The 12,515-nt window shown below is 70.5% G+C and carries 11 protein-coding genes; 6 read left to right on the forward strand and 5 right to left on the reverse strand.

The genetic code is table 11. From position 1 onward, the window contains the following. Nucleotides 1-15: 15 nt before the first annotated feature. The 4 genes from ACFY1J_RS19485 to ACFY1J_RS19500 are packed head-to-tail and all read right to left on the reverse strand — an operon-like array spanning nt 16 to nt 3,549. Nucleotides 16-642: a response regulator gene (locus tag ACFY1J_RS19485; RefSeq protein ID WP_390710853.1), complete on the reverse strand. Its 627-nt coding sequence runs from the start codon at nt 640-642 to the stop codon at nt 16-18. Next, nucleotides 639-1,844: a sensor histidine kinase gene (locus ACFY1J_RS19490; RefSeq protein WP_390731568.1), complete on the reverse strand. Its 1,206-nt coding sequence runs from the start codon at nt 1,842-1,844 to the stop codon at nt 639-641. Before ACFY1J_RS19490 ends, ACFY1J_RS19485 begins: the two co-directional genes overlap by 4 nt. Further along, the gene (locus ACFY1J_RS19495; protein WP_390710851.1) at nt 1,841-2,686 is read right to left on the reverse strand and encodes an ABC transporter permease; all 846 of its coding nucleotides are present in this window, start codon (nt 2,684-2,686) and stop codon (nt 1,841-1,843) included. The genes ACFY1J_RS19490 and ACFY1J_RS19495 overlap by 4 nt, the downstream gene beginning before the upstream one ends. Further along, nucleotides 2,683-3,549, reverse strand: a complete 867-nt coding sequence (locus ACFY1J_RS19500) for an ABC transporter ATP-binding protein (RefSeq protein WP_390731569.1) — start codon at nt 3,547-3,549, stop codon at nt 2,683-2,685. The genes ACFY1J_RS19495 and ACFY1J_RS19500 overlap by 4 nt, the downstream gene beginning before the upstream one ends. 145 nt (nt 3,550-3,694) lie before the next feature. Between ACFY1J_RS19500 and ACFY1J_RS19505 the strand changes: the two genes are divergently transcribed. The 3 genes from ACFY1J_RS19505 to rpsD all read left to right on the forward strand — a co-directional run bounded on the left by ACFY1J_RS19505 (nt 3,695) and on the right by rpsD (nt 6,682). Continuing rightward, nucleotides 3,695-4,345 (forward strand): vitamin K epoxide reductase family protein, encoded by a 651-nt coding sequence (locus ACFY1J_RS19505; RefSeq protein WP_390710849.1) that lies wholly within the window; start codon nt 3,695-3,697, stop codon nt 4,343-4,345. 64 nt (nt 4,346-4,409) lie between these two features. After that, nucleotides 4,410-5,765, forward strand: coding sequence for a replication-associated recombination protein A (locus tag ACFY1J_RS19510; RefSeq protein WP_390710848.1), 1,356 nt, complete (start codon nt 4,410-4,412; stop codon nt 5,763-5,765). 302 nt (nt 5,766-6,067) lie between these two features. Next, nucleotides 6,068-6,682: a 30S ribosomal protein S4 gene (rpsD, locus tag ACFY1J_RS19515; RefSeq protein ID WP_390710847.1), complete on the forward strand. Its 615-nt coding sequence runs from the start codon at nt 6,068-6,070 to the stop codon at nt 6,680-6,682. Between the two features lie 21 nt (nt 6,683-6,703). On the opposite strand, the gene ACFY1J_RS19520 is transcribed toward rpsD, so the two are convergent. After that, a complete protein-coding gene (locus ACFY1J_RS19520; protein ID WP_390731570.1) occupies nt 6,704-8,869 on the reverse strand; it encodes an ATP-binding protein in 2,166 nt (721 codons plus the stop codon). 163 nt (nt 8,870-9,032) lie between these two features. Between ACFY1J_RS19520 and ACFY1J_RS19525 the strand changes: the two genes are divergently transcribed. From ACFY1J_RS19525 to alaS, 3 genes are read left to right on the forward strand one after another with little or no spacing between them, the layout of a single operon-like run. Beyond that, nucleotides 9,033-9,476, forward strand: a complete 444-nt coding sequence (locus ACFY1J_RS19525; protein WP_390711027.1) for a DUF948 domain-containing protein — start codon at nt 9,033-9,035, stop codon at nt 9,474-9,476. A 9-nt stretch (nt 9,477-9,485) separates the two neighbouring features. After that, a complete protein-coding gene (locus ACFY1J_RS19530) occupies nt 9,486-9,833 on the forward strand; it encodes a hypothetical protein (RefSeq protein WP_390710845.1) in 348 nt (115 codons plus the stop codon). Further along, complete coding sequence (alaS, locus tag ACFY1J_RS19535; protein WP_390710844.1) at nt 9,833-12,505, forward strand: alanine--tRNA ligase; 2,673 nt, start codon at nt 9,833-9,835, stop codon at nt 12,503-12,505. Before ACFY1J_RS19530 ends, alaS begins: the two co-directional genes overlap by 1 nt. Nucleotides 12,506-12,515: the final 10 nt, after the last annotated feature.

The raw sequence follows: 12,515 nt of genomic DNA on the forward strand, positions 1-12,515 counted from the left end.
GTTCGGTGTGCTGTGTCAGTGGTCCAGCAGTCCATGGCGCATGGCGTTCGTCACGGCGGCTGTTCGGTCGTCGACTCCCAGCTTTCCGAAGATGCGCAGCAGGTGCGTCTTCACCGTCGACTCCCCGATGAACAGACGTCTCCCGATCTCTGCGTTCGTGCAGCCTTCCGCGACCAGCCGCAGCACCGCCCTCTCCCGCTCCGACAGCCGCGGCCGTTCCGGCCTGGCGCGGAGCTGGTCCACCAGACGGGCCGCGACCGACGGTGCCAGTACGGTCTCGCCCCGGGCCGCGGCCCGTACCGAGTCGGCCAGTTGGCCGCGGGGCAGGTCCTTCAGCAGATAGCCCGCCGCCCCCGCCTCCACGGCCCGCAGGATGTCGCGGTCGGTCTCGTACGTGGTGAGCACGATCACCCGGCACGGCAGCCCGGCCTCGCTCATCCGCACGATGGAGTCGACGCCGTCACCGCCCGGCATGCGCAGGTCCATCAGCACGATGTCGGGCCGGAGTTCGGCCGCCAGCGCCTCGGCCTGCGGGCCGCTGGTCGCGTCGGCCACCACTTCCAGGTCCGGCTCGGCGCTCAGCATGGCGCGCAGCCCCTCGCGGACGACGGGATGGTCGTCGGCCAGGACGATCCGGATCACGGGGTCCCACTCCTCACGGTGGCGGGGACGGGCAGTCGTACGGTCACGGTCGTGCCGTCGCCGGGCGTGCTGCACACCGAGGCCGTCCCGCCCACCTCGGCGACCCGGGCGCGCAGCCCCGCCAGACCGTAGCCGCCGGACACCGTGACCGGGTCGAAGCCGCAGCCGTCGTCGCGCACGGAGACGGTCACCGTCTCGTCGGCGTACGACAGCCGGATGCCGACCGCCGCCGAACTCCCCGCGTGCTTGCGGGCGTTCGCCAGCGCCTCCTGGCAGGAGCGCAGCGCCACCACCTCCGGGGCGGCCGGCAGCGCCCGCACCGGACCGGTCACCTTCAGCGTCGCCGCGTGCCGCGCGGCCAGTCTGTCCAGCGCGTCGGGGAGGGAGGCGCCGTCGAGGTCGGCGGGTGCGCCGCCGGCCACCAGGGCGCGGGCCTCGGCGAGGTTCTGGCGGGCCGTCTCGTCCATCAGCGCCAGATGACGGCGGGCCTGCGGGAGATCGTCCTCCAACTCGGCCTCGACCGCCTGCACCAGCATCAGCAGGCTGGTGAAGCCCTGAGCGAGGGTGTCGTGTATCTCACGGGCCATGCGCTCACGCTCGGCGAGTGCGCCGTGCGCGGCCGACAGCCGGGAGATCTCGTGCCGGCTCGCGTCCAGTTCCGCGATCAGCTCGGCCCGTTCCCCGCTCTGCTCGATGATCCGGATGATCCAGCTGCCGACCGCCACCGAGAACACGAGCGTGACCACGGCGAACAGCGCGTTGGCGAACAGATCGGTGGCCTCGGGCCGCCACACCAGCGCCCAGCCCACCACCGGCACCAGGTTGATCACGGTCACCGCGGCCAGGGCCGCGCGCATGCGCAGCGCCATGAAGCACTGGGGGACGAGGGCGAACGCCATCAGCCGCGTCTCGCCGACCAGCACCGCCGACGGCAGGAACAGCGCGATCGCCCCCGAGAGATAGCGCAGCATCCGCCGCTCGCCCGGCTCCTCCGCCAGGAGCAGGGGACGGCCCACCGCGGCGTACCACGGCACCAGCGGTACGAGCAGCGCGGCGGCGACGGCCCGGACGGTCCACCCCGGATGCGCCGCCGCGAGGACGAAGGCCAGGGTGGCCGCCCAGGCGACCGCGAAGTACGCGTCCCAGAGCCCGATCGCGCGGTCCCAGACGTCCGCGCCGCGCGCCGCGCTCCAGCGGGTCATCCCTCGCGCCGGTTCTTCCACCGGAAAGTGAGCAGACACAGCGCCAATCCTCCGACGCACCAGGCGGCCAGCACCAGTGCGATGCGCCCGAACTCCCAGCTCCCCGCCTGTTCGAGGACACGCGCGGAGTCGGGCAGGAACACCCCGCGCAGCCCCTGGCACAGCCACTTCAGCGGGAACAGGGCGCCGATGTCCAGCATCCAGCCGGGGATGGTGCCGATGGAGATGTAGACGCCGGAGATGAACTGGAGGACGAGGAAGGGCAGTACGACGACGGAGCTCGCGCTCTTGCCCGACTTGGGCACCGAACTGATGGCGATCCCGAGCAGCGCGCAGCCGGTCATTCCGAGCACGAAGATCCATGCGAAGTCGAACCAGCGGCCCGCGTCCGACGGCAGGTCGACGCCGTAGAACGTGGTGCCGACGAGCAGGAGGATCGCGGTCTCCAGCACGCCGGTGAACAGAACCAGCCAGATCTTCCCCAGGAAGTACGACGCCGGCGGCATCGGAGTGCCGCGCAGCCGGCGCAGCACCTTCTCGTCCCGCTCGATGGCGATCGAGATGCCCAGCGACTGGAAGCTGGTCGACATGATCCCCGAGGCCATCATCGCCGGGACGTACAGCTGGGAGGCGGTGACGCCGCTGCCGCGCACGTCGTCGTGGAAGATCGAGGCGAAGAGGAACAGGAAGACGACCGGGAAGGAGAAGGTGAAGACCACCTGCTCGCGCTGCCGGAAGAACTGCTTGATCTCCAGCGCGCCCCGGTGCAGTCCGAGGGCCCAGGCTCCGGGCAGGCGCACGGCGGCGGGTTCCGTCCGGGTGGGTACGGCGGTCGTGGTCATCGCGCTGTCTCCTGTCCGGTCAGCCGCAGGTAGACGTCCTCCAGTGTCGGGCGGCTCACCCTGAGGCCCGGTATCTCGCCGTCGAAGCGGTGCATGAGCCCGGCGACGGTCTTCGTCGGGGTGTCCGTGTGCTCCGCGCGCGTGGAGCCGTCGGGGTCCGTCCACGCGACGGTGGCGCCGGTGCCGTACCGCTCGCGGAGCCCGACGGGTTCGCCCTCGGCGACGACCCGGCCCCGGGCGACGATCGCCAGCCGGTCCGCGAGCGCCTCGGCCTCCTCCAGATAGTGCGTGGTCAGCAGGATCGTGGTGCCCTCGTCGGCCAGCAGCCGGATCAGGTCCCAGAACTGCCGCCTGGCCGCCGGGTCGAAGCCGGTCGTCGGCTCGTCCAGGAGCAACAGTTCGGGGTTGCCGATCACGCCGAGCGCCACGTCCAGACGGCGCCGTTGCCCGCCCGAGAGGGCCTTGATCCGGCTGTCCGCCTTCGCCTCCAGACCGACCAGTCCGATGACCTCCCGCGGATCGCGCGGCCTCGGGTAGTAGCGGGCGAAATGCCGTACGGTCTCGCGGACCGTCAACTCCGCGGGCGCCGATTCGTCCTGCCAGACGATTCCCACACGGGATCGCCACGCGCGCGTGCCCGTCGCCGGGTCCGCGCCCAGGACCGAGACCTCTCCCGCGTCCCGCGTGCGGTTGCCCTGGAGGATCTCCACCGTGGTGCTCTTGCCCGCGCCATTGGGTCCCAGCAGGCCGAACACCTCGCCCCGTCGGATGCCGAGATCGATTCCGTCCACCGCGGTCACGTCCCCGTACTGCTTGCGCAGCCCTCGTACGTGCACCGCGTGTTCGTTCGCGTGTGCTGTCATGCCGTCGAGCTTCGGCCGGAACCGAACGTTCGGGGACGACCGTGCGTACCTCCTTATGTCCACCGAACGGTGGACAGACGTGCTCGTGCGGCACAATGGCCCCTGCCCAAAGAATGTCCAACTCTCAAGCAGACGGATCGGCGTGATGAGCAAGACGACAGTCAAAGACGTCTCGACGGACCCCGCGCCCGAGCGCGCCACCGCGCGCACGGAAGGCGGCAGCCGCGCCTTCGCCCTGCTGTTGATCATCACCGGCGCCGCCGGTCTGCTCGCCGCCTGGGTCATCACGATCGACAAGTTCAAGATCCTCGAGGCCAAGGTCGCGGGCAAGACCTTCACCCCCGGGTGCAGCCTCAACCCGGTCGTCTCCTGCGGCAGCGTCATGGAGAGCAAGCAGGCCTCCGCCTTCGGCTTCCCCAACCCGATGCTCGGCCTGGTGGCCTACGGCATCGTGATCTGCGTCGGCATGAGCCTGCTGGCCCGGGCCCGCTTCCCGCGCTGGTACTGGCTGACCTTCAACTTCGGCACGCTCTTCGGCGTCGGCTTCGTCACCTGGCTGCAGTTCCAGTCCCTGTACCGGATCAACGCGCTGTGCCTGTGGTGCTCGCTGGCCTGGGTCGCCACGATCATCATGTTCTGGTACGTGACCTCGTTCAACGTCCGCAACGACTTCCTGCCGGCCCCGCGCTGGCTCAAGGGCTTCTTCGGCGAGTTCACCTGGGTGCTGCCGGTCCTGCACATCGGCATCATCGGCATGCTGATCCTGACCCGCTGGTGGGACTTCTGGACCGGCTGACGGTCCGGACGGTCCGGCTGACGGCCCTGACGGGATTGTCAGTGCCGTGTCTTAGGGTTTCAGCGTGGAACCCGACCTGTTCACCGCAGCCGCCGAAGAACGCCAGGAGAAGGACCCGACCGGCAGCCCCCTGGCGGTGCGGATGCGCCCGCGCACCCTCGACGAGGTCGTGGGCCAGCAGCACCTCCTGAAGCCCGGCTCGCCCCTGCGCAGGCTGGTCGGCGAGGGCAACGGCGGCCCGGCCGGACCGTCCTCGGTGATCCTCTGGGGCCCGCCCGGCACCGGCAAGACGACCCTCGCGTACGTCGTCTCCAAGGCCACCAACAAGCGGTTCGTGGAGTTGTCCGCGATCACGGCGGGCGTCAAGGAGGTCCGCGCGGTCATCGACGGCGCCCGCCGCGCCACCGGTGGATACGGCAAGGAGACCGTCCTCTTCCTCGACGAGATCCACCGCTTCAGCAAGGCCCAGCAGGACTCCCTGCTCCCGGCGGTGGAGAACCGCTGGGTCACCCTGATCGCGGCGACCACCGAGAACCCGTACTTCTCGGTGATCTCCCCGCTGCTGTCCCGCTCCCTGCTGCTGACCCTCGAACCCCTCACGGACGACGACGTACGCGGCCTGCTGCGCCGCGCGCTGAGCGACGAACGCGGTCTGAAGGACGCCGTCACCCTGCCCGAGGACACCGAGGACCACCTCCTGCGGATCGCCGGCGGCGACGCCCGCCGTGCCCTGACCGCCCTGGAGGCCGCCGCCGGGGCCGCGCTCGACAAGGGCGAGACGGAGATCGCCCTGGCCACGCTGGAGGAGACGGTCGACCGGGCCGCGGTGAAGTACGACCGCGACGGCGACCAGCACTACGACGTCGCGAGCGCCCTCATCAAGTCGATCCGCGGCTCCGACGTCGACGCGGCCCTGCACTACCTTGCCCGCATGATCGAGGCGGGCGAGGACCCCCGCTTCATCGCCCGCCGTCTGATGATCTCCGCCAGCGAGGACATCGGCCTCGCCGACCCGAACGCGCTGCCGACAGCGGTCGCGGCCGCGCAGGCCGTGGCCATGATCGGCTTCCCCGAGGCCGCCCTCATCCTCAGCCACGCCACCATCGCCCTCGCCCTGGCCCCCAAGTCCAACTCCGCGACCACCGCGATCGGCGCCGCCCTGGAGGACGTACGCAAGGGACTGGCCGGTCAGGTGCCCCCGCATCTGCGCGACGGGCATTACAAGGGCGCCGCCAAGCTCGGCCATGCGCAGGGGTACGTCTATCCGCACGACCTGCCCGAGGGCATCGCCGAGCAGCAGTACGCCCCGGACCCGATCAAGGACCGCGAGTACTACACCCCGACCCGGCACGGCGCCGAGGCACGCTACGCGGACGCGGTCGAGTGGACCAGGAAGCACCTCGGTCGCAGGCGGTCCTGAGCAGCCTGTAGAATTCTCGGAGCGCTGAGTCCCGCGCTGTCAGAGCGGGACAACCAGCCGGAGCCCGGTTCCTCGTGGACCGGCTCCAGGAGCGTCGCGCACCGTCGAAGGTGTCGCGGGCAGCCCACCACCACCCGGAGCTTTGGGAGCGGTCGGTGGGCCACTCGCGTACTGCACGTATGTGCCCAGACCAGGGGAGCGGCTGCCCGGCAGGTCCCAGGTGGACCCGGCGGGTTTCCCCGGCTGCGGATGCGACCTCCCTCAACCCTGACGAGCCGAATATCAGAAGGAAGAAAGAGACAGTGGCGAACCAGTCCCGCCCCAAGGTCAAGAAGTCGCGTGCCCTCGGCATCGCGCTGACCCCGAAGGCCGTCAAGTACTTCGAGGCCCGCCCCTACCCGCCGGGTGAGCACGGCCGTGGCCGCAAGCAGAACTCGGACTACAAGGTCCGTCTGCTGGAGAAGCAGCGTCTGCGCGCGCAGTACGACATCTCCGAGCGCCAGCTGGTCCGCGCCTACGAGCGCGCCTCCAAGGTTCAGGGCAAGACCGGTGAGGCCCTGATCGTCGAGCTGGAGCGCCGCCTCGACGCGCTGGTCCTGCGTTCGGGCATCGCCCGCACGATCTACCAGGCCCGCCAGATGGTCGTTCACGGCCACATCCAGATCAACGGCCAGAAGGTCGACAAGCCGTCCTTCCGTGTCCGTCCGGACGACGTCGTCCAGGTCCGCGACCGCTCCAAGGACAAGACGCTCTTCCAGATCGCCCGTGAGGGTGGCTTCGCCCCCGACGGCGAGACCCCCCGCTACCTGCAGGTGAACCTCAAGGCCCTGGCGTTCCGCCTGGACCGCGAGCCGAACCGCAAGGAAGTTCCGGTCATCTGCGACGAGCAGCTCGTCGTCGAGTACTACGCCCGCTGATCACCAGCCGGACGTAGTACCTCAGCCCGCCGTCTCCCCGCCCTTCCGGGTGGGCGAGGCGGCGGGCTTTCGCATGCCCGACGCTTCCGGGGTGTGCCGCTCCGGTCCGCGCGGCGACGGCAGGGCGTCGAGCGGGCGCACGTCGTGCCGCCCCAGCGCCCGGGCCACCGCCGCCTCCCGGTCCAGCCGCGCTCCCTCCCGTACGCACTCCTCGTACCCCTCGTCGCCCAGCGCTTCCCGGGCCGTCGCCTCGCACAGCTCGTGCGGGGCGTTGAAGTGGGCCGAGCCGAACAGCGGCAACCCCACCGACGGCCACAACCGGCCCGCCGCGCCCTGTAGCACCGCCGCCTCACCGGGGTCGCCCAGCGTCGCCGTGACCAGGGCCAGCAGCTCGATCGACAGCACCGAGCCCAGCAGGTCGCGGAACGAGTGCGCATGGTCCAGGCTGTCCGCCAGCAGCTCCCGGGCCCGCGCCGGATCGCCGTCCCGCCAGGCCGCGTACGCCAGCACGTACAGCGCGTACGACCGGGCCCACCGCTCCCCGTGGTCGTCGCACACCTGACGCACGTCCTCGCACAGCCGCACCGCGTCCGGCAGTTGCCCGCGAAACGCCCGCGCCATCGCCAGCTCGACCTGGGCCATCAGCACGTTGCTGTTGAGCTCGCCGATCTCCCGGTAGCGGGCCAGCGCCGAGCGCAGCAGCGTTTCTGCGCGTGCCATGTCGTCCGTGACCAGGGCCAGACAGCCGCTGCGGTGCTCCGCGTACGCCACCGCCGTCGCGTTCGCGGTTCGCTCCGCCTCTTCCACGCACTCGTGCAGGGCGGCCAGCGCCGGGACCGGGTCGCCCTGCAGGATCGCGACATGAGCGAGCACCCACAGGGCCTTCAGCCGGGACTGCTCGTAGTCCGACTCCAGCTCCACGCTGCGCTCCAGCCAGCGCCGTCCCTCCGACAGCTGTCCGCAGCCGACCCAGTAGAACCACAGCGAACCCGCCAGGTACTGGCCCAGATGCGCGTCGTCGGACCCGGACAGACAGTGCTCCAGGGCGATCCGCAGGTTCGGCAGCTCGGCCTCGACGCGCGCGGCCACCTCGGCCTGCCGCGGTGAGAACCAGTCCAGTTCGCACCAGGTCGCCAGGCCCATGTACCAGTCGCGATGGCGCCGGCGCAGCCGCTCCGCGTCCCCCGTCGCCGCCAGCCAGTCGGCGCCGTAGGCACGGACCGTGTCCAGCATGCGGTAGCGCACGCCCGCCGGGCTCTCCTCGCGCGAGACGACCGACTGCGTGAGCAGTTCCGACAGCACGTCGAGGACGTCGGCTGCGGGCAGTCCGGCACCGCTGCACACATACTCGGCGGCCTCCAGGTCGAAGGTCTGGGCGAACACCGAGAGCCGCGCCCACAGCAGCCGCTCCGCCGGCGTGCACAGCTCGTGGCTCCAGCCGATGGTCGTGCGCAGGGTCCGATGGCGGGGGAGGGCGTCCCGGTTCCCGCCGGTCAGCAGCCGGAACCGGTCGTCGAGCCGCTCCAGCAGTCGGCCGGGCGGCAGAACCCGTAACCGCCCCGCGGCCAGTTCGACCGCCAGCGGGATCCCTTCCAGACGGCGGCACAGCTCCCGTAGGTCCGCATCGTCCCGCGCCTCCACCCCCTGCCGGGCCGCCCGGTCCAGGAGCAGCTCCACCGCCTCGTCCTCAGCGAGCGGAGCCAGCGGGAACAGCCGCTCACCCGCCACCGCCAGCGGCCGCCGTCCCACGGCGAGCACCCGCAGCCCCGGCACCCGCCGCAGCAGTTCGGTCACCAGCGCGGCGCACGCGTCCGCCAGATGCTCGAACCCGTCCAGAACCAGCAGGAGTTGGCGATGGGCGAGATGCTCAAGCAGCGCCCGGCGCGGCGGCCGCGTGGTGTGGTCCGTCAGCCCCAGCGCCGCCACGACCGCATAGTCCACGAACTCCGGATCGTGCACCGGCGCCAGCTCCACGCGCCACACGCCGTCCCGCGGCGCCGATTCCGCGGCCGCCCGCGCCGCGAGCCGCGACTTGCCGACCCCGCCCGCACCGGTCACCGTCACCAGCCGCCCGGCCCGGAGTGCCCGGCTCAGCCCGGCGAGTTCGGCCGACCGGCCCACGAAGGAGTCGAGCTCCAGGGGCAGATTGCCGTCCGCCGAGGGACCCGGGCGCTGAGGAACTCGCATGGGACACGGAGCGTACTGAAGCGTGTTCGGTCCGTACAATCGCTTCGCGCAACTACGCCCCTCGCGGAAGGTAATCCGGTACGGAGCCCCATGCCCGGCGCGATAGGCTCGGTGCACTGCTTTTTTCATGGTTCCGATCTTCAGAGCACGTTTCAGAGAGCGGGTGCGCACGGTGTCCGGTGGAGAGGTGGCCGGGATCCTGGTGGCCGTCTTCTGGGCGATCCTGGTCTCCTTCCTCGCCGTCGCGCTGGCGAGGCTGGCCCAGACGCTCAAGGCGACCACCAAGCTCGTCGCGGACGTGACCGACCAGGCCGTGCCGCTGCTCGCCGACGCCTCGACGGCCGTGCGCTCGGCGCAGACGCAGATCGACCGGGTCGACGCGATCGCCTCCGACGTCCAGGAGGTCACGTCGAACGCCTCCGCGCTGTCGACCACCGTCGCCTCCACCTTCGGCGGCCCCCTGGTCAAGGTCGCGGCCTTCGGCTACGGCGTGCGCCGGGCGCTGGGCGGCCGCAAGGCGGACGTGCCCGCCAAGGAACCCAGGCGTACCGTGATCGTGGGCCGGACGGTCCCGGCCGCGCGGCGGGCGAAGCGGAAGAAGGACTGAGACCTAGCGATGTTCCGCCGTACGTTCTGGTTCACCACGGGTGTCGCCGCCGGTGTGTGGGCCACCACGAAGGTCAACCGCAAGCTCAAGCAGCTGACCCCCGAGAACCTCGCCGCGACCGCCGCGAACAAGGCGCTCGAGACGGGTCAGCGCCTCAAGGACCGCGCGGTCGGCTTCGCGCTCGACGTCCGCGACAACATGGCGCAGCGGGAGGCCGAGCTGGAGGAGGCCCTGGGCATCGACCAGAGCCCCCAACTCCCCGCGCCCCGGCGGTACACCGCCATCGAGAACAACCGCAGCAACCCGAAGTACATCGAGAACACGACGTACTGGTACAACCGGAATGAGGACCACTGATGGAGTCGGCCGAGATTCGCCGCCGCTGGCTGAGCTTCTTCGAGGAGCGCGGGCACACCGTCGTCCCTTCGGCGTCGCTCATCGCGGACGACCCGACTCTGCTCCTCGTTCCCGCCGGCATGGTGCCCTTCAAGCCCTACTTCCTGGGTGAGGTCAAGCCGCCGTACCCGCGCGCCACCAGCGTGCAGAAGTGCGTGCGCACGCCCGACATCGAAGAGGTCGGCAAGACCACCCGCCACGGCACGTTCTTCCAGATGTGCGGCAACTTCTCCTTCGGCGACTACTTCAAGGAAGGCGCCATCAAGCTCGCCTGGGAGCTGCTCACCGACCCCCAGGACAAGGGCGGTTACGGCCTCGACCCCGAGCGTCTGTGGATCACCGTCTACAAGGACGACGACGAGGCCGAGCGCATCTGGCACGAGGTCGTCGGTGTGCCCAAGGAGCGCATCCAGCGCCTCGGCATGAAGGACAACTACTGGTCCATGGGCGTCCCCGGACCCTGTGGCCCCTGTTCCGAGATCAACTACGACCGCGGCCCCGAGTTCGGCGTCGAGGGCGGCCCCGCCGTCAACGACGAGCGGTACGTGGAGATCTGGAACCTCGTCTTCATGCAGTACGAGCGCGGCGAGGGCACCGGCAAGGACAACTTCGAGATCCTCGGCGAGCTCCCGAGCAAGAACATCGACACGGGCCTCGGCCTGGAGCGTCTTGCCATGATTCTGCAGGGCGTGCAGAACATGTACGAGATCGACACCTCGATGGCCGTCATCAACAGGGCCACCGAGCTGACCGGTGTCGCCTACGGCGACGCCCACGACTCGGACGTCTCCCTGCGTGTGGTCACCGACCACATGCGCACCGCCACCATGCTCATCGGCGACGGAGTCACCCCCGGCAACGAGGGCCGCGGCTACGTCCTGCGCCGCATCATGCGCCGCGCCATCCGCAACATGCGGCTGCTGGGCGCCACCGGTCCGGTCGTCAAGGACCTGATCGAGGTCGTGATCGGCATGATGGGCCAGCAGTACCCGGAGCTGGTCACCGACCGCGAGCGCATCGAGAAGGTCGCCCTCGCCGAGGAGAACGCCTTCCTCAAGACGTTGAAGGCCGGCACCAACATCCTCGACACCGCCGTCACCGAGACGAAGCAGTCCGGCGGCACGGTCCTGGCCGGCGACAAGGCCTTCCTGCTCCACGACACCTGGGGCTTCCCGATCGACCTCACCCTCGAGATGGCCGCCGAGCAGGGCCTTTCCGTGGACGAGGAGGGCTTCCGCCGCCTGATGAAGGAGCAGCGGGAGCGCGCCAAGGCCGACGCCCAGGCCAAGAAGACCGGCCACGCCGACATGGGTGCCTACCGTGAGATCGCCGACAAGGCCGGTGCCACCGACTTCATCGGCTACGCGGACACCGAGGGCGAGACCACCGTCGTCGGCATCCTGGTCGACGGCGTCTCCTCCCCGGCCGCCACCGAGGGCGACGAGGTCGAGATCGTCCTCGACCGCACCCCGTTCTATGCCGAGGGCGGCGGGCAGATCGGTGACACCGGCCGTATCAAGGTGGACTCCGGTGCCGTCATCGAGGTCCGCGACACCCAGAAGCCGGTCCCGGGCGTGTACGTCCACAAGGGCGTCGTCCAGGTCGGCGAGGTGACCGTCGGTGCCAAGGCCCACGCCTCGATCGACCAGCGTCGCCGCAAGGCCATCGCCCGCGCCCACTCGGCCACCCACCTCACCCACCAGGCGCTGCGCGACGCCCTCGGCCCGACGGCCGCCCAGGCCGGTTCCGAGAACCAGCCCGGCCGCTTCCGCTTCGACTTCGGCTCCCCGTCCGCCGTTCCGACGGCCGTGATGACCGACGTCGAGCAGAAGATCAACGAGGTGCTCGCCCGCGACCTCGACGTGCACGCCGAGGTCATGGGCATCGACGAGGCCAAGAAGCAGGGCGCCATCGCCGAGTTCGGCGAGAAGTACGGCGAGCGGGTCCGCGTCGTGACCATCGGCGACTTCTCCAAGGAGCTGTGCGGCGGCACGCATGTGCACAACACTGCCCAGCTGGGTCTGGTGAAGCTGCTGGGCGAGTCGTCCATCGGCTCCGGTGTGCGCCGTATCGAGGCCCTCGTCGGTGTCGACGCCTACAACTTCCTCGCCCGCGAGCACACGGTCGTCGCCCAGCTCCAGGAGCTGATCAAGGGCCGCTCGGAGGAGCTTCCGGAGAAGGTCTCCGCCATGCTCGGCAAGCTGAAGGACGCCGAGAAGGAGATCGAGAAGTTCCGCGCCGAGAAGGTGCTGCAGGCCGCCGCCGGTCTCGTCGAGTCCGCCAGGGACATCAACGGCGTCGCCGTGGTCACCGGCCGGGTCCCGGACGGCACCACGCCGGACGATCTGCGCAAGCTGGTCCTCGATGTGCGCGGCCGCATCCAGGGCGGCCGGGCCGCGGTGGTCGCCCTGTTCACGGTGAACAACGGCAAGCCGCTCACGGTCATCGCCACCAACGAGGCCGCCCGTGAGCGCGGTCTCAAGGCCGGTGACCTGGTCCGTACGGCCGCCAAGACGCTCGGCGGCGGCGGTGGCGGCAAGCCGGACGTCGCCCAGGGCGGCGGTCAGAACCCGGGCGCCGTCGGGGAGGCCGTGGACGCCGTCGAGCGTCTCGTCGCCGACACCGCCAAGTAAGGAAACGGTC

It is taken from the genome of Streptomyces sp. NPDC001406 (genome assembly GCF_042895285.1).
Classification (GTDB): Bacteria; Actinomycetota; Actinomycetes; order Streptomycetales; family Streptomycetaceae; genus Streptomyces.